The sequence below is a fragment of the Salmonella sp. NW177 genome, assembly GCF_051811585.1.
Classification (GTDB): Bacteria; Pseudomonadota; Gammaproteobacteria; order Enterobacterales; family Enterobacteriaceae; genus Salmonella; species Salmonella enterica.
The window spans coordinates 86422-102943 of record NZ_JAMMZV010000001.1; the positions used below are offsets into that span (position 1 = coordinate 86422).

The 16522-nt window shown below is 50.3% G+C and carries 15 protein-coding genes, 1 pseudogene and 1 riboswitch; of the genes and pseudogenes, 9 read left to right on the forward strand and 7 right to left on the reverse strand.

The genetic code is table 11. The annotated features are described in order from the left end of the window. Positions 1 to 26: 26 nt before the first annotated feature. The 3 genes from stcB to NA986_RS00435 are packed head-to-tail and all read left to right on the forward strand — an operon-like array spanning position 27 to position 4236. Entirely contained in the window at positions 27 to 710 is a 684-nt protein-coding gene (gene stcB / locus NA986_RS00425) for a fimbrial biogenesis chaperone StcB (protein ID WP_000698775.1), read from the forward strand. Positions 711 to 723: 13 nt separating this feature from the next. Then, on the forward strand, positions 724 to 3213 hold the full coding sequence (locus NA986_RS00430) for a fimbrial biogenesis outer membrane usher protein (protein WP_070793935.1): 2490 nt from the start codon (positions 724 to 726) through the stop codon (positions 3211 to 3213). A gap of 15 nt (positions 3214 to 3228) precedes the next feature. Next, a complete protein-coding gene (locus NA986_RS00435; RefSeq protein WP_000765278.1) occupies positions 3229 to 4236 on the forward strand; it encodes a putative fimbrial-like adhesin protein in 1008 nt (335 codons plus the stop codon). Positions 4237 to 4497: 261 nt separating this feature from the next. Here the strand turns inward: NA986_RS00435 and rcnB are convergent, their stop codons facing one another. Then, positions 4498 to 4812 carry a Ni(II)/Co(II) efflux transporter accessory subunit RcnB gene (gene rcnB, locus NA986_RS00440; protein WP_000837534.1) on the reverse strand — a complete coding sequence of 105 codons (315 nt, stop codon included), beginning with the start codon at positions 4810 to 4812 and terminating at the stop codon, positions 4498 to 4500. A gap of 281 nt (positions 4813 to 5093) precedes the next feature. Continuing rightward, positions 5094 to 5190, forward strand: a riboswitch (TPP riboswitch). Between the two features lie 31 nt (positions 5191 to 5221). Between rcnB and thiM the strand changes: the two genes are divergently transcribed. Genes thiM through NA986_RS00455 form a run of 3 tightly spaced genes read left to right on the forward strand, consistent with a single transcriptional unit; the run spans position 5222 to position 7588 of the window. Then, on the forward strand, positions 5222 to 6019 hold the full coding sequence (gene thiM / locus NA986_RS00445; RefSeq protein ID WP_023216337.1) for a hydroxyethylthiazole kinase: 798 nt from the start codon (positions 5222 to 5224) through the stop codon (positions 6017 to 6019). Continuing rightward, complete coding sequence (gene thiD / locus NA986_RS00450; protein ID WP_001188955.1) at positions 6006 to 6806, forward strand: bifunctional hydroxymethylpyrimidine kinase/phosphomethylpyrimidine kinase; 801 nt, start codon at positions 6006 to 6008, stop codon at positions 6804 to 6806. The genes thiM and thiD overlap by 14 nt, the downstream gene beginning before the upstream one ends. Before the next feature lie 35 nt (positions 6807 to 6841). Beyond that, the gene (locus NA986_RS00455) at positions 6842 to 7588 is read left to right on the forward strand and encodes a GntR family transcriptional regulator (protein ID WP_000434062.1); all 747 of its coding nucleotides are present in this window, start codon (positions 6842 to 6844) and stop codon (positions 7586 to 7588) included. Here NA986_RS00455 and NA986_RS00460 read toward each other — a convergent pair. The 3 genes from NA986_RS00460 to NA986_RS00470 are packed head-to-tail and all read right to left on the reverse strand — an operon-like array spanning position 7562 to position 10796. Beyond that, a complete protein-coding gene (locus NA986_RS00460; protein WP_023138373.1) occupies positions 7562 to 8527 on the reverse strand; it encodes a PfkB family carbohydrate kinase in 966 nt (321 codons plus the stop codon). The two genes, NA986_RS00455 and NA986_RS00460, sit on opposite strands and share 27 nt — an antisense overlap. Then, a complete protein-coding gene (locus NA986_RS00465) occupies positions 8524 to 9528 on the reverse strand; it encodes an ADP-ribosylglycohydrolase family protein (protein ID WP_000642787.1) in 1005 nt (334 codons plus the stop codon). The genes NA986_RS00460 and NA986_RS00465 overlap by 4 nt, the downstream gene beginning before the upstream one ends. Then, positions 9525 to 10796, reverse strand: coding sequence for a nucleoside permease (locus NA986_RS00470; RefSeq protein WP_023216338.1), 1272 nt, complete (start codon positions 10794 to 10796; stop codon positions 9525 to 9527). Before NA986_RS00470 ends, NA986_RS00465 begins: the two co-directional genes overlap by 4 nt. A gap of 253 nt (positions 10797 to 11049) precedes the next feature. Between NA986_RS00470 and fbaB the strand changes: the two genes are divergently transcribed. Then, entirely contained in the window at positions 11050 to 12102 is a 1053-nt protein-coding gene (gene fbaB, locus NA986_RS00475; RefSeq protein WP_000129590.1) for a class I fructose-bisphosphate aldolase, read from the forward strand. A 52-nt stretch (positions 12103 to 12154) separates the two neighbouring features. Here the strand turns inward: fbaB and yegS are convergent, their stop codons facing one another. After that, positions 12155 to 13054 carry a lipid kinase YegS gene (yegS, locus tag NA986_RS00480; protein ID WP_001273393.1) on the reverse strand — a complete coding sequence of 300 codons (900 nt, stop codon included), beginning with the start codon at positions 13052 to 13054 and terminating at the stop codon, positions 12155 to 12157. 564 nt (positions 13055 to 13618) lie between these two features. Here yegS and steD point away from each other — a divergent pair. Together steD and NA986_RS00490 are read left to right on the forward strand one after the other, a co-directional pair. Then, entirely contained in the window at positions 13619 to 13954 is a 336-nt protein-coding gene (gene steD, locus NA986_RS00485) for a type III secretion system effector SteD (protein ID WP_001650047.1), read from the forward strand. A 121-nt stretch (positions 13955 to 14075) separates the two neighbouring features. After that, positions 14076 to 14492 carry a CesT family type III secretion system chaperone gene (locus NA986_RS00490; protein WP_001555792.1) on the forward strand — a complete coding sequence of 139 codons (417 nt, stop codon included), beginning with the start codon at positions 14076 to 14078 and terminating at the stop codon, positions 14490 to 14492. Positions 14493 to 14501: 9 nt separating this feature from the next. Here NA986_RS00490 and NA986_RS00495 read toward each other — a convergent pair. Continuing rightward, positions 14502 to 14681: pseudogene (locus tag NA986_RS00495) on the reverse strand (non-LEE encoded effector protein NleB); the annotation flags it as partial. Positions 14682 to 15132: 451 nt separating this feature from the next. Then, positions 15133 to 16494: a prephenate-dependent tRNA uridine(34) hydroxylase TrhP gene (gene trhP, locus NA986_RS00500; RefSeq protein ID WP_001517981.1), complete on the reverse strand. Its 1362-nt coding sequence runs from the start codon at positions 16492 to 16494 to the stop codon at positions 15133 to 15135. Between the last annotated feature and the right edge of the window lie 28 nt (positions 16495 to 16522).

Here is a 16522-nt window from a genome sequence, read left to right on the forward strand (position 1 = left end):
TTTTTTATAAGCAAGGCCGTGTAAATATGAAAATATTATCTGCAGTATTATTATCTGCCATAATTTTGCCTGCGCATGCTGGTATTGTTATTTATGGTACGCGTGTGATTTACCCGGCAGAGAAGAAAGAAGTCGTTGTACAATTGGTGAATCAGGGCGAGCAAGCTTCGCTGGTACAGTCCTGGATTGATGACGGTAACACTTCATTACCGCCAGAAAAAATTCAGGTGCCATTTATGCTGACGCCGCCAGTGGCGCGCGTTGCCGCTGAGTCTGGTCAGCAGATCAAAATCAAGAAAATGCCTAATAGCTTACCGGACAACAAAGAAAGTCTGTTTTATCTGAATGTGCTTGATATTCCACCAAACAGCCAGGAAAACGCCGGTAAAAATGTGCTTAAATTCGCAATGCAGAATCGAATAAAATTAATATGGCGCCCCAGTCGAATTGCCGCCGTAACCAAAGACAGTTTTCAGCGGATTGGTTTATTTCGCAGTAATAAAACTGTCATCATGAAAAATGATACTGCAAACTGGATTACCGTGACGGATGTAAAAGCAGGAAATACTAAGATTAATGATCAAACTATCATGCTGCCACCGCTATCGACGCAAAATATTAACATGAAATATGCGTCAACAAGCCAGTATGAAGTAACGATTATTGATGATAATGGTAACTATATTAGTAGCAAAATTAATGTAAAATAAACAGGAGTTCATCATGCTAAGGATGACGCCCATCGCTTCGCTTGTTTTATTGACTCTGTTTACCTGGCAAACGCAGGCTATCGCGACGGAAACGTTTGATACCCATTTTATGGTAGGGGGAATGAGAGATCAAAAAACAACAAATTTCCATCTGGATGAGAATAAGCCAATTCCGGGACAGTACGAACTGGATATTTATGTCAACAATCAATGGCGAGGTAAATACGATATCATTGTTGCCGATGATCCCGGTAGCACGTGTATTTCAACTGAGTTGTTGAAAAATATTGGTGTGATAAGCGATGGTCTGCAACCGCAGGGAGCAACGGATTGTATTGCGTTAAAAGATGTCGTGAGAAGCGGTGGCTATACTTTTAATATTGGCGTTTTTCGGCTGGATTTGAGCGTTCCCCAGGCCTATGTAAATGAGGTCGAGGCGGGTTATGTATTGCCTGAAAACTGGGATCGCGGCATCAATGCATTTTATACTTCTTACTATGCCAGCCAGTATTACAGTGACTATAAGAATTCTGGCAGTAGTGAAAGTACTTACGTTCGGTTCAATAGCGGTTTCAATCTGTTGGGCTGGCAAGCGCATGCGGATACCACATTTAATAAAACCGATGGCAGCAGCGGTGAGTGGAAAAGCAACACATTGTATCTGGAGCGCGGTATCGCTGAGCTCCTCGGCACATTACGCGCCGGGGATCAGTATACCTCGTCAGAGATTTTTGATTCTGTGAGATTTACCGGCGTTCGCCTGTTCCGCGATATGCAAATGTTGCCAAACTCGAAACAGAATTTTACGCCGTTGGTGCAGGGGATTGCACAGACTAACGCTTTGGTAACCATCGAACAGAACGGATTCGTTGTTTATCAGAAAGAGGTTCCTCCTGGCCCCTTTTCCATTGCGGATCTGCAACTCGCGGGCGGTGGCGCGGATCTTGATGTCACCGTGCGTGAGGCGGATGGCTCGATAAATACCTGGCTGGTGCCTTACGCTTCCGTACCGAACATGTTGCAGCCTGGCGTCTCTAAGTATGATTTTTCCGCCGGCCGTAGTCATATTGAAGGCGCCGATAATCAGGCCGATTTTACACAAATCAGTTATCAGTATGGCCTTAATAACCTGTTGACGCTTTATGGCGGTACGATGCTATCGAACCATTATAATGCGTTTACCCTCGGCACGGGGTGGAATACCCGGATTGGCGCCATTTCGCTTGACGCTACGCGAGCGCACAGTAAACAGGATAATGGCGATGTATTTGATGGTCAGAGTTATCAGATTGCTTATAATAAATACCTGACCCAAACATTAACCCGGTTTGGTCTGGCTGCGTATCGGTATTCATCACAGGATTACCGCACATTTAACGATCATGTCTGGGCCAATAATAAAAATAACTATCGTCGCGATAAGAATGATGTATACGATATTGCTGATTATTATCAAAACGATTTTGGGCGTAAAAATACGTTTTCAGCTAATGTGAGCCAATCCTTGCCAGAAGGATGGGGCGCAGTATCACTGAGTGCATTATGGCGTGATTACTGGGGACGTAGCGGCACCAGTAAAGATTATCAAATAAGCTATTCCAATACGTTCCAGAAAATTAATTATACGTTATCCGCCAGTCAGACTTACGACGAGGATCATAATGAAGATAAACGTTTTAACCTGTTTATTTCAATTCCCTTTGACTGGGGGGACGGTATTACTACCCCGCGCCGTCATCTGAATGTGTCGAACTCGACGACCTTTGATGATGATGGATTTACCTCAAACAATATTGGTTTAACCGGTACGGCAGGCAGTCGCGATCAATTTAATTACGGCGTGAATGTTAGTCATCAGCGACAGGATAGTGAGACCACAGCGGGGACGAATTTAACCTGGAATACGCCCGTTGCAACGCTTAATGGTAGTTACAGCCAGTCGTCCAATTATACTCAGACCGGCGCAAGTATTTCCGGTGGGGTTGTAGCCTGGAGTGGCGGGTTGAATTTATCCAGCCGGCTTTCAGATACCTTTGCGATTATGCAGGCTCCGGGACTTGAAGGAGCCTACGTTAACGGCCAAAAATATCGGACCACCAATAAAAAAGGAACGGTGGTTTATGACAACCTTACGCCATATCGCGAAAACCATCTTATGCTTGATGTGTCGCAAAGTAGCAGTGAAACGGAATTACGCGGTAACCGTAAAGTTGCCGCCCCGTACCGAGGGGCCGTCGTGCTAGTGAATTTTGATACCGACCAGCGTAAACCATGGTTTATTAAAGCGCAGCGTCCTGATGGCTCGCCTCTTATTTTTGGTTATGATGTAGTAGATCATCATGGTCATAATGTGGGCATTGTTGGACAAGGTAGTCAGCTATTTATTCGAACGAATGATATTCCGCCCGAAGTCAGTGTACCAGTAGATAAAGAGCAGGGGCTTTCATGTTCAATCACCTTTGGTAAAACGGTTGATGAAAGTAAAGTTTATATTTGTCGGTAGTGGTGAGGTGGTGAAATGAAACTCTTTCTTTTTATCGTGATGTTATTGATTTTACCTGAAACATACGCAGCCTGTACGGGAGAAATTACTTATCAGGATAATTTAATTATTCGTGAGGATTTTACGATTAACCCTAATCAGTCCGCAACTTATAGCCATAATTTTAACGATACAACTTGTTCAGGGACTTATAAGATAACGCGTATGGATCCTTCCGATATCATCGTGGGATTATACAATGATACAGTAAAACTGAAGTTAAAAATCGCCTGGGCAGATAATAATACTCTCACAATGCCGTTTACAACGGGCTATACGGTAACGGTTGAACCCGCTTCCTCTGGGGCGAATGTAAATATTTCTGCCGGTAGTGGGAACAGTGTCCTAATCAACGGGGTGGTATCAATAACAAGCGCTTCTTCTGCAACTCAGTTTACGGCCGGTTTGCGGTTTTTAGGGTGCCTGCTAGCAGGAAGAGGCTGGAATGCCTGTGCCGCAGATTATAATAGTTATCTTAGAGGTGCAGGGTTATATTCATTTGATCTGTTTGTGTCCTACGATCGCAAGCAGACAACCTGCAAACCTGAAGATCTGACGATCACGCTACCGAATATTGCGCTTTCTGAATTATATAACACAGGCAAGGTCAGTAATAAAAATGCCGCGGATAATATTCGACTCCAGTGTGATAATCTTTTTGGTAATGCTAAACAAGCATCGCGTAAAATGACGGTTTATCTCTCCAGCAGTGATTTAATACCAGATAGCTATTCTGTGTTGCGTGGTGCTGTGAATAATGGCGTCGGATTTATACTGGAGAGCGGTGGAAAAACGGTGAATATTTCAAATACAGCAGAGCAGGGTAATGCTTCAACGTTATGGAAAGTGGATCAAGTAGGCACGCCGCTCAACAGTGATATGATAACAATCCCTATTATCGCCAGTTATTATGTTTATGACCGAGACAATATAAAGCCAGGCGATCTAAAAGCGACTGCGCTGATCTATGTGAAATACGATTAATATATATGAAAAATATTTAAGATATATGGCGCGATAGGTGAATGAACTTCCGGTCACTTACAATAATAAGTGACCGGGATGACAATTTTTCTGCAATAAATTTTAATGTGGTATGCGGTAGTTTCAAAAGGGCGAGATCCAGAGCGAATCGGGTAGTGAAGGCAGTCAACAAAAAGGCAGTTTGAAGGGGATAGAGTGATTAAGGGCTAATAAAAAAGTAACATGGGGCTGTATTTCCCCCTCTGGATGAGGGGGCTTTTTTTATCGATGATAAAAAATCTCGCCATCATAGGCTTTGATGATTTTTCCATCGGTATCGTTAATCAGTACATACGCGCCGCCCATATAGGTCCAGTGAGTACCGGCATCTGGCGCGGGCAGATTACGTAATTTCCACTGTTTAATATTGTACTCATCGGTGCGGTACATCTGCGGAACGGTATCGCCGGGCTTGAAGTGGGTGAAGTCGGCGATAAAGCTTTTTAACTCATATTGATCAATGCCCGTTGTCGCGGGGGCGGCCCATGCAAAACTGGTTGCAAGCAACAGCGCGCAAGGCAGCAACTTACTTTTCATACTTTTACCCTCCACATATGCGGGTCAGTTAACATCGTGTGTATCATTTCTGCTGGTGGCGTATCTGACAAGCGCTATTTTGTTATCTCACGCCCCTTTTCGTAAAAAGTGTAAACGAAAGCGTCGTGCAGCAACATATCCGCCAGCAAGTTTGCCAGAACCGAATAGGTTTTGAGAACTATCTGATAACGCTGAAATTATCGTCCGCCGCTGGCTGTAAATTTACATTGTCTGGCGCAGACAGTATGCTTAATAGCGAAACCCCGCTTAACACGGTGGGGCTTGACGACTCGGGGTGCCCTTCGTTGTGAAGGCTGAGAAATACCCGTACCACCTGATCTGGATAATGCCAGCGTAGGGAAGTCTGACACTGCTCGTGTCCCTTCTTCACGCGGGCAGGAGCTGAACTATGCAGCCTGACCTGCACTGCCGCACGCTTGCGGCGCATACGTTAAAACACTTTCGCGCGCTCTCCCCGCTTACGCACTGTATGACGAATGACGTCGTACAAACGTTTACCGCCAATACGCTGCTGGCGCTGGGCGCTTCACCCGCCATGGTGATTGATCCCGTCGAGGCCAGACCGTTTGCCGCCTTCGCCAACGCCTTGCTGGTTAATGTCGGAACCTTAACCGCCTCACGCGCTGACGCGATGCGTGCGGCGGTAGAAAGCGCTTATGATGCCAAAACGCCGTGGACCCTTGATCCTGTCGCGGTGGGCGCGCTGGAATTTCGTCGGCGATTTTGCCTGGATCTCTTGTCCCTGCGCCCGGCGGCAATACGCGGCAACGCCTCGGAAATCCTGGCGTTATCCGGCATGGCGCTGGGCGGACGCGGCGTAGATACCACCGAGGCGGCGTTGGCCGCACTGCCTGCGGCGCAGGCGCTGGCGCGTCAGATAGACTGCATCGTTGTGGTTACCGGAGAGATAGATTACGTCACTAACGGTCAGCGCACGCTGAGCATTCCCGGCGGCGATCCGTTAATGACTCGCATTGTAGGCACCGGCTGCGCGTTGTCGGCGGTCGTCGCCGCCAGTTGCGCGTTACCGGGCGCCGCGCTGGACAATGTCGCTTCGGCCTGCTGCTGGATGAAACTGGCTGGACAGGCCGCGGCAGAGCGTAGCGAAGGACCGGGCAGCTTCATCCCTGCTTTTCTTGATGCGCTCTATCATCTGGATGTGGAGGCGGCCAATGCAACGAATTAACGCGCTGACGATTGCCGGTACCGATCCCAGCGGCGGGGCCGGTATCCAGGCGGATCTTAAGACTTTTTCCGCGCTGGGCGCATATGGCTGTTCGGTCATCACCGCGCTGGTGGCGCAAAATACCTGTGGCGTACAGTCGGTGTACCGGATAGAGCCGGACTTTGTCGCCGCTCAACTTGATTCCGTGTTCAGCGATGTGCGCATTGATACCACGAAAATCGGGATGCTGGCGGAAACCGATATTGTCGAGGCCGTGGCGGAACGACTACAGCGCCATCATGTACGTAATGTGGTGCTGGATACGGTGATGCTGGCGAAAAGCGGCGATCCGTTGCTCTCGCCCTCTGCGATAGAAACATTACGCGTCCGGCTGTTGCCGCAGGTATCGCTGATTACGCCTAATTTGCCGGAAGCCGCAGCGTTGCTGGATGCGCCCCATGCGCGTACGGAACAGGAGATGCTGGCGCAGGGGCGGGCGTTACTGGCGATGGGGTGTGAAGCGGTATTAATGAAAGGCGGGCATTTAGAGGATGCGCAAAGCCCGGACTGGCTCTTTACCCGTGAGGGCGAGCAACGTTTTAGCGCGCCGCGTGTGAACACCAAAAATACGCATGGGACGGGCTGTACGCTGTCGGCGGCGTTGGCGGCGTTACGGCCCCGGCATCGCTGTTGGGGAGAGACGGTAAACGAGGCGAAGGCATGGCTTTCGGCGGCGCTGGCGCAGGCGGACACGCTGGAAGTGGGGAAGGGCATTGGTCCGGTACATCATTTCCACGCGTGGTGGTAGTATACTGCCTACAGACCCGTCGTCAGGAAAGATAAATGGAACAAGCGCATACCCGGCTCATCGCGCAACTGAATGAACGAATTTCAGCGGCGGATAATACGCCGCTATACATGAAATTCGCCCAGACGGTAAAGGATGCCGTGCGCAGCGGTATTCTTGAGCACGGTAATATTTTGCCTGGCGAACGCGATCTCAGCCAGCTTACCGGCGTCTCGCGCATCACGGTACGAAAAGCGATGCAGGCGCTGGAAGAAGAGGGTGTCGTCACGCGCGCCCGCGGCTACGGTACGCAAATCAATAATATCTTTGAATATTCCCTGAAAGAGGCGCGGGGATTTTCTCAGCAGGTTGTCTTGCGCGGCAAAAAACCGGATACGCTATGGGTTAACAAACGTGTGGTAAGTTGTCCGGATGAGGTCGCGCAGCATCTGGCGATCCCCGCAGGCAGCGACGTCTTTTTACTCAAACGCATTCGTTATGTTGATGAGGACGCGGTATCGATTGAAGAGTCCTGGGTGCCCGCGCATCTGATTCATGATGTCGACGCGATTGGCATTTCGTTGTATGACTATTTTCGTCGCCAGCACATTTACCCTCAGCGTACCCGATCTCGCGTCAGCGCCCGGATGCCGGATGATGAGTTTCAGTCGCATATTCAAATGGATGGTAAAGTGCCGGTGCTGGTGATTAAGCAGGTGGCGCTCGATCAGCAGCAGCGGCCTATTGAATACAGCATCAGTTATTGTCGTAGCGACCTATACGTTTTTGTGTGCGAGGAGTAGCGCCTCGCGTGTGGGCGCGCAGTCGCCGCCGCGATGCCCGACCACCCAGCTCGCCACCGCATTTCCCAGCAGTACGGCATCCGCGAGCGACCAGCCTGACGCCAGTCCTGCCAGCACGCCGCCAGCATGGCTGTCGCCCGCGCCGATGGTATCCACCACGGTTGCCGGAAACGCTGGCACAACGCCGGAAGATTGCGCGCTAAAATACCACGCTCCGTCTTTATCGTGGCGCACCACCAGCGGCGCGGAAAAGCGGTTTACCCATGCTTCGCCGAAAGTGCGCGTATCGGTCGCAAGTCCGGCGCGTTCCGCGGCGATGATGGCTTCCTGGCGATTGAGGGAGACGATGGGCCGGCAGGCCATAATGCGCGCCATTGCATCGTCTGTAATGTCACCGATTCGTGGGCCAAAATCGATAAAAGGCGTGACATCGTCGACGGTTTCCAGCCACTGGATCAGTGGTTCGCCACAGGACGAGGCCAGTTGATAGCCGGACAGGTAGACAAGACTGCCCCGCGGTGTCCTGAGCTGCGACAGCCAGTCCGCATTCCACTGGTTTTCCACGCCGCTAAAAGACATAAACGTGCGTTCGCCATCCGGTTCGACTAACGCCAGACACCAGCCGTTATCTCCTTCAACCGCGTCAATCACGCTGGATAATCCCTCTTTTGCCAGACGGCGGCAAATCCTCTCCGCCCACACGCCCTGGCCCAGCGGTAGCGCATTGCTGGCGTCAATCCCCAGTCGTTTCAACGCCACGGCAATATTCAGCGCACAGCCGCCGACATTGACGCTCTGTTGTTGCAGTTCAATATCGCCTCCGCGACGCGGCAACGTCCAGGCGTCGGCAATGATATCGATCACTGCCGCGCCGATAACGGTGAGCGGACGCCGGGTATGCAGGGTCGGTAATAATGTCAGCAACCGTGCGCCGTTCATAGTGCCTCCCGCCGTTGACGATAACTCGCCAGCGCAACGGCATAGCGCGCAAAATCCAGCTGATTAACCTCGTCCAGCGTTTGCTTTAACTGGGGGTTAATGGCGCTTACCCCGTGCAACGCGCCGCAAATGGCGGTAGCCATCGCGCCGATAGTGTCGGTATCGCCGCCGAGGTTAGCGCACAGCACGGCACAGCGGTTAGGATCGGTATTCGCCAGTTCCACCATGGCGATAGCACAGGGAACCGATTCAATGGTGCTGGTTCCCGCGCCGATGATCTGATAGAGCTGTTCGCTGGCAGATTCGACGCCGTCGGCGTGGCGGACAATGTTTAGCGCCAGTTCCAGACGTGCCGATAGCGAGGCGCTAAACGTGGTAATACGCGCTGTCTGCGCCTGATGGGCGATGGCGGGGAGCGAGTCGGCAATACTTTGCCACGTGTCGCCGTTAACCGCTCGCGAGACGGCCCAGGCGACAACCACGGCGCCAGCCACCGCCAGATCGGATTTATGCGTCGGGCTGGAGGCTAACGCTACTTCTGCTATAAAGGCTGTCAGGTTAGTTGGCGGCAACAGGCAGCCCAACGGCGAAACGCGCATGGCCGCGCCGTTAGTCACGCCGTTGTTTTCCAGCGCCGCGATGGGTTTGCCGTCGCGAATCGCGTTCAGCGCAATTTTTGACGTCGGGCCGAGTACATTTTTATTGAACGCATCAAAGCGTTCCGCCCAGGCGAGGATGTTACGCCCAATAATCTCGGGATCAATGTTGCCTTCGCATTCGAGTAGCGCGTCGGCCAGGCAGAGCGCCATTGCGGTATCGTCCGTAAACTCCGCGCGGTTAAAATAGCAGGCGGCATTATTCTCTTTTGGGCCGGGCAGAAAGCGGTCAATCCAGCCGAAATGCGCTTTGACGCGCGTTCTCGGCCACAGCTCAGAGGGCATTCCCATCGCATCCCCTAACGCTTGCCCGTAAAGAGCACCGAGAATACGTTCTGCTTTCATTTTACTTCCCCTTGTGTCAACGCAATATCGCGATCGTCAATAGCAGTGATCTCTTTGTCCGATTCGCGAAAGAAAATCATAAACAGTAGCGCGATGACGGCAATCATCACTGCGCCAAACGTCCACATGCCCGCCCAGTTGAATGTCAGACCGTTAACCGGTTGCGGATAAGCAAACATTTTTTCCATCATCACGCCGCCGAGACGATAGCCCAGCAGGCTGCCGAATCCCTGACAGCAGAGGGTGATAAGCCCTTGCGCAGCGGTACGCATATGAACCGGCGCTTTTTTATCGACATAAATGTAGGCGGTGACGTAGTAGAAATCGTAACTTACGCCGTGCAGCAAAATACCGAGGAACAGCAGGGCGTAAGTGAAGTACGTTTCCGCGCCGCCATAGACAAAAAAGCCGTAGCGGATCGCAGCGGTAATAAGACCAAGTAATAATACCTTTTTAATACCAAAGCGTTTAGTGAAAAAGGGCAGGGCCAGCATAAAGAAGATTTCAGAGAACTGGCCGAGCGTCATCCAGCCGGTGGCGTTTTTCATTCCCACTTCCGTCAGATAGCCGTTAGCGAAGATGTAGTAGAAGGCCAGCGGCATCGCAAACAGAAAGGAACAGAAGAAGAAAACGAGAAAGTTTTTATCGCGCAGCAGGACCAGCGCATCCAGCCCCAGCATCACTTTAATATCCATCTTGCCGGTGCTTTTTGGCGGCGTGTCTGGCAGACAGAACGCAAATACGCCCAGCAACGCTGAACTTGCGGCGGTTATGAGCAGTGGAATGTTGGTGGGGGAAATATCGTTATAGCCTAACATTTGCGGCAGGAATCCACAGGCGAGGCCGGAGGCAATCCACCCAATGGTTCCCATAACGCGAATGCGTGGAAAATCGCGTTCAACGTCCGGTACGTTAGCGAAGGCAATGCTGTTTGTCAGCGCGATGGTCGGCATATAGGTCAATGAATAGGCCAGAAGCAGCGGAAAGAATCCGGCAAAGGTGGTTTGCTGCGCCGCGAAATACATCAGCACGGCGCCTGCAAACATCAGTACCGCCAGGACTTTTTGCGCTGAGAAAAAACGGTCGGTAACGGAGCCGACCAGAATCGGCGACAGGAGCGCCGCAATGGCGGTACAGGCATAAGACCAGCCTATTTCACCGGCGGAAAACCCGCTTTTATTTAGCCATAGCCACAGGGGGACGAACCAGGCGCCCCAGATAAACCACTCCACGAACATCATGAACGACAGTTTAAAGGTCGTTTTCATTTTTGAATCCTTCATGACAGGTAAGGTACGCCATGACAATACCATTTAATAATACCTTTTAAATACCATTGAGCATTAATTTTGACCGATCTAACACTTTTTCGGACGTGAATCGAGTCAGCAGATAGCGCCGAAAAAATGCGCTAAAGTTGGCAAAAATGGTCGGTCAGTACCAGGCTTATTGCGACCCGCAATCTGCGGGGCAGGACTATTCACCTTCCGATACCCTATCGGAACTTACGGGAGCATAGCTATGACTGATATTGCGCAGTTGCTTGGCAAAGACGCCGACAGCCTTTTACAGCATCGTTGTATGACCATTCCTTCCGATCAGCTTTATCTACCCGGCAAGGATTACGTTGACCGGGTGATGATTGACAATAATCGTCCACCAGCCGTTCTGCGTAATATGCAGACGCTCTATAATACTGGACGCCTGGCGGGAACAGGATACCTTTCGATACTGCCCGTCGATCAGGGAGTGGAGCACTCCGCCGGCGCTTCTTTTGCGGCCAACCCGCGCTACTTTGACCCAAAAAATATTGTTGAATTGGCGATTGAGGCCGGCTGTAACTGCGTGGCCTCTACCTACGGCGTACTGGCCTCGGTTTCACGGCGCTATGCGCACCGTATTCCGTTTTTGGTCAAACTGAATCACAACGAAACATTGAGCTATCCGACAGAGTACGATCAGACCCTGTACGCCAGCGTTGAGCAGGCGTTCAATATGGGCGCCGTGGCGGTAGGCGCGACGATCTATTTCGGTTCGGAACAGTCCCGTCGCCAGATTGAAGAGATCTCCGCCGCTTTTGAGCGTGCGCATGAGCTGGGTATGGTGACCGTATTGTGGGCTTACCTGCGTAATTCTTCCTTTAAAAAAGACGGCGTCGATTACCATGTATCCGCTGACCTGACGGGGCAAGCCAACCATCTGGCCGCTACGATTGGTGCGGATATTGTGAAACAGAAAATGGCCGAGAATAATGGCGGTTATAAAGCGGTCAACTTCGGCTATACCGACGATCGCGTGTACAGCAAACTGACCAGCGATAACCCGATTGATTTGGTTCGTTACCAGTTGGCGAACTGCTATATGGGACGCGCCGGGCTTATCAACTCCGGCGGCGCGGACGGCGGTGACACCGATCTCGGCGACGCGGTTCGTACCGCGGTGATCAACAAACGAGCCGGTGGAATGGGGCTAATTCTGGGACGTAAAGCCTTTAAGAAATCGATGGCTGATGGCGTGAAGTTGATTAATGCCGTACAGGATGTCTATCTGGATAGCAAAGTCACCATCGCCTGAGTTCAACGAAGAAAAGCCGGATGTGAGCGCATCCGGCCAGCGACTGGTGTTATTAACGTAGCAACGGGCAGTCCGGCGGCAGCCGACAGCGTAATGCGCCAGGCAGCACCTCAATATGAAATTCTTGCCCGCTGAGTGGTTCGCCATCCAGATTAAACGTGATTTCATGCGGCGCATGAATATCAAACCACGCCGAGGCGCCGTCAATAATATTCGGATTGTCATCTGACTGCGTGAGCGTGGAAAACAGCGCCGGCAGCAGCTCTTCGCCGGTAAAAATCCGTAGCTGTAACAGTCCGTCGTTAATCAGCGCGGTGGGACATAATTGCTGCCCGCCGCCGGCCTGACGACCGTTGCCGATGCCGATCACCAGCGCATCTCCCTGCCAGTGAAAGTTTTCGCCACGTATTTCGCAGCGGTCAGGGGTCAGCGTATCCATTCTCATCAGACCGTGAATAAGATAGGAGACGCCGCCCAACGCGGCTTTAAGTTTTTCCGGCGTTTCGGTGGTAATGCGGGTGCCAAAACCGCCCGTCGCCATATTGATAAAACAGGTTTTATCATTGACCCTGGCCATATCAATTTCCATCGCGTTTCCGGCAATCGCCAGTTTCAGCGCTTTGTCCAGCGCTTCAGGAATACCGGCGCTGGTGGCAAAATCGTTGGCAGTGCCGAGCGGCAAAAGGCCCAGTGCAGGGGCTACGCCGTCGCGGATCTGGATGAGCGCGGTCGACACTTCATTAATGGTACCGTCTCCGCCGCCGGCAATCACCGTTTCAACGCCCAGTCTACGGGCTTCATCAACGTAACGCTGCGCGTCGCCTTTTTCCCAGGTTACCCGAACGTGAATCTGTATACCTTCGTCGCGAAGTAGAGTAATGGCCTCACGTAGCGGCTGGTTATCAGCGCTTTTGCCATTGAGGATCAGTAAGCTGGCGGGAAAGTTAGCCATCCGTTATGCCTTAATAGGTTGAACAACAATCTCCAGAAAGTGTATAGCAGAAATGAAAAAGCGAGGTCAGAACAGGATGAAAATTGAAATGTTGCGCACTTATTGCTTTACCGTTTTTCTTCCTGCTGTACGCAGCGGTAAGTGAAGCATGGTTTAAGGCAAATGGCGACAAGAGAGATGCCGGTATGCGCATTGAGTATCGCTTGTAAGAGTGCAAGGAAACCACAAGGGGTAGTCAGACGCTTTCCGATATAGCGCCTTTAATAACGAAACGGAGAATTAACAAGACGAACATACGTCAGTTATCAGTATTAATTTCAAACTTCATAATATCAGATAAAAACCTGATATTTATTACCAAACATACTTTTTAATAGCATAAAATCGAAATGTTCTTTAGACTGCTTTGGCAGGAACAAGGCGCACTATTAGCAGTACACTATTCTTGTTATCAAATAAAACCTATTTAGATGATGACTTGGCGCGGTGTCTTATAGTCGTACCGTTGCCTGAGGTATCGCTTTTCTCATAAACATAAACAGGCATGTGCATGAAGAGGTTTATATGAATGTTACTTCAGGCGTGAATGCGCAAACGCCATTGCTCTCCCCTTCTGAACGGTGTAATGAAGAAAGTCCGGCAGCTGAAATCGTTGAGTTTAACGCTCACGGCAATAAACCCAGATGTTTAATATGCGTAGGAACCACGGCATTGTTTACAGGTATTTTCAGTGGGGTATGCTCAGGGGCTGTCGCCAGTGTCAGTAGTGGTGCTGCATATACTACCGCTCTGACGGTTTTAGGCGCATCGTTTGGCATTGGGGGAATTGGTATGATGGGAATATGCGCCGGACTATACCTTAGCGCAAATGGCGTCAGAACCCGGCCAGCCTGGCCATAAATGAGCAAACACAGCAAGTCATAGGGAAAAGATGAATTCTGACGATGACACGGGGTGTTAAGCGTCCAGACCAGTGGCTTATGACTTATATAGAAACGCTTTAGATAGAGTATGGGGTGTTATGTATTCAAGAGCCGATCGCTTATTAAGACAGTTTTCACTAAAATTAAATGCCGATTCAATTGCCTTTGACGAAAACAGATTATGCTCATTTATTATAGATAACCGTTACCGTATCTTACTAACAAGCACTAACAGCGAGTATATAATGATATACGGTTTTTGCGGAAGACCTCCGGATAATAATAATCTTGCTTTTGAATTTCTCAATGCAAATTTATGGTTTGCAGAGAATAATGGACCACATTTGTGTTATGATAATAACTCACAATCATTATTACTGGCTCTCAACTTCTCACTCAATGAAAGTTCTGTAGAGAAACTTGAATGTGAAATTGAGGTAGTTATTAGATCAATGGAGAATCTGTATCACATTTTACAGGATAAAGGAATAACTCTGGATACCGATTATACGTGACGGTGGGAAGGGCGTTTGGTGATCTGGTGGTAATAGAGGATAATCAACCCCAGCAAAACTTACATGGCCTGATGAAGGTGGACTGAGCGTAGGTGCGATGGTTTGAGTATTACTTTGACATGAAATCAAACCTCTAATCCGGGAAAACATTATTTTAATCCTTGTAAAAGCGGCATTAAAACGTGCCATATTTTTACACGCTTAAATTATCAGTTTTTAACCTTAATTTAATAACCTGGAAACTTTTTGTGTAAGTTCTCACAAAGCAGTTCTTGATTTAATTCACTGATTTTAAACGTTAACGTCACAATGCTAAGTCCTGAGTCCGACCGGATGCGGGGAGGGTTGTGACTTGCTGGCTGGCAATGGATAGGGGAGGTCTCTAAACCTAAGCGCCCATTTGCGCTTTGGTTAGTGTGCTCAATTTTTGGATGTGGCGGGAAGTACCACTTTTTTATTGATTATACGCAAAAAATAAGCCTGCGTAAGGGAGATTACGCAGGCCAAGGAGGTGGTTCCTGGTACAGCTAGCATTTATGGGTTATGTTTTTCAGCGCGTTGAATAATACCCGCATTGAGCGAAGCGGTATGTGATCAATTTCTAAGAATCTTCCCGCCATGAAAAAATAACCGCAATTAACTACTTAGCATGGGGGTTACGCGTTGATTCGCCTGAGAAATTACGCATCAATAGTGCGTAATCCAGCGTAACGTCCTGCGGGACGGGCATCCAGACGGTATAGCCATCGCCAGGCGCCACCGGCATAGCGTCGCCTTTGGCGTTCTCCATCTGTTCCAGGGTGAAATTGATATTTCCCTGCGGTGTCATCAGCTCCAGACTATCGCCAACGGAGAATTTATTTTTCACCGCCACGGCCGCCAGTTGGCCTTTACGCTCGCCGGTGAACTCGCCGACAAATTGCTGGCGTTCGGAAACGGAGTACCCGTACTCGTAATTCTGGTAATCGTCGTGCGTATGGCGACGCAGGAAACCTTCGGTATAGCCGCGATGAGCCAGACCTTCCAACGTTTCCAGCAGCGTAGGGTCGAAGGGTTTACCCGCGGCGGCGTCGTCGATGGCCTTACGGTAGACCTGCGCAGTACGGGCGCAGTAATAAAAGGATTTGGTGCGGCCTTCGATTTTCAGCGAGTGGACGCCCATTTTCGTCAGGCGCTCCACGTGGGCGATAGCGCGCAAATCTTTTGAGTTCATGATATAGGTGCCATGCTCGTCTTCGAACGCGGTCATGTATTCGCCCGGTCTTTGGGCCTCTTCTATCATAAACACTTTATCCGTCGGCGCGCCGATACCGAGCGTCGGCTCAACGTTCTGTACCGGAATCGGTTCGTGCTTATGCACGATGTTGCCGACAACGTCTTCTTTTCCTTCCTGCACGTTATATTCCCAACGGCAGGCATTGGTGCAGGTGCCCTGATTCGGATCGCGTTTATTGATGTAGCCGGAAAGCAGGCAGCGGCCGGAATAGGCCATGCATAGCGCGCCGTGGACGAAAATTTCTATTTCCATATCCGGCACCTGCTGGCGAATTTCCTCAATCTCTTCCAGCGACAGCTCGCGGGAGAGAATCACACGGGTCAGCCCCATCTGCTGCCAGAATTTTACCGTCGCCCAGTTTACGGCGTTAGCCTGTACCGACAGGTGAATCGGCATTGCCGGGAAGTGCTCGCGTACCAGCATAATCAACCCTGGATCGGACATGATCAGTGCATCCGGGCCCATCTCGACGACGGGTTTCAGGTCACGGATAAAGGTCTTGAGCTTGGCGTTATGCGGGGCGATGTTCACCACCACGTAGAATTTTTTTCCGAGCGCGTGGGCTTCGTTGATGCCAAGCTGCAAATTTTCGTGATTGAATTCGTTATTACGCACGCGTAAAGAGTAGCGCGGTTGGCCCGCATAGACGGCATCGGCACCGTAAGCGAAAGCGTAACGCATATTTTTCAGCGTTCCCGCCGGCGAAAGAAGTTCTGGTTTAAACATCATTTTCTCGTTCTGATGACAGGTCAGA

Excerpts from the sequence above, each read along its gene's own strand:
- stcB (WP_000698775.1), top strand. The coding sequence starts at position 27 with ATGAAAATATTATCTGCAGTATTATTATCTGCCATAATTTTGCCTGCG.
- NA986_RS00490 (WP_001555792.1), top strand. The coding sequence starts at position 14,076 with ATGTATTCAAGAGCCGATCGCTTATTAAGACAGTTTTCACTAAAATTA.
- thiD (WP_001188955.1), top strand. The coding sequence starts at position 6,006 with ATGCAACGAATTAACGCGCTGACGATTGCCGGTACCGATCCCAGCGGC.
- fbaB (WP_000129590.1), top strand. The coding sequence starts at position 11,050 with ATGACTGATATTGCGCAGTTGCTTGGCAAAGACGCCGACAGCCTTTTA.
- NA986_RS00455 (WP_000434062.1), top strand. The coding sequence starts at position 6,842 with ATGGAACAAGCGCATACCCGGCTCATCGCGCAACTGAATGAACGAATT.
- thiM (WP_023216337.1), top strand. The coding sequence starts at position 5,222 with ATGCAGCCTGACCTGCACTGCCGCACGCTTGCGGCGCATACGTTAAAA.
- NA986_RS00465 (WP_000642787.1), bottom strand. The coding sequence starts at position 9,528 with ATGAAAGCAGAACGTATTCTCGGTGCTCTTTACGGGCAAGCGTTAGGG.
- yegS (WP_001273393.1), bottom strand. The coding sequence starts at position 13,054 with ATGGCTAACTTTCCCGCCAGCTTACTGATCCTCAATGGCAAAAGCGCT.
- rcnB (WP_000837534.1), bottom strand. The coding sequence starts at position 4,812 with ATGAAAAGTAAGTTGCTGCCTTGCGCGCTGTTGCTTGCAACCAGTTTT.
- trhP (WP_001517981.1), bottom strand. The coding sequence starts at position 16,494 with ATGTTTAAACCAGAACTTCTTTCGCCGGCGGGAACGCTGAAAAATATG.
- steD (WP_001650047.1), top strand. The coding sequence starts at position 13,619 with ATGAATGTTACTTCAGGCGTGAATGCGCAAACGCCATTGCTCTCCCCT.
- NA986_RS00470 (WP_023216338.1), bottom strand. The coding sequence starts at position 10,796 with ATGAAAACGACCTTTAAACTGTCGTTCATGATGTTCGTGGAGTGGTTT.
- NA986_RS00430 (WP_070793935.1), top strand. The coding sequence starts at position 724 with ATGCTAAGGATGACGCCCATCGCTTCGCTTGTTTTATTGACTCTGTTT.
- NA986_RS00460 (WP_023138373.1), bottom strand. The coding sequence starts at position 8,527 with ATGAACGGCGCACGGTTGCTGACATTATTACCGACCCTGCATACCCGG.
- NA986_RS00435 (WP_000765278.1), top strand. The coding sequence starts at position 3,229 with ATGAAACTCTTTCTTTTTATCGTGATGTTATTGATTTTACCTGAAACA.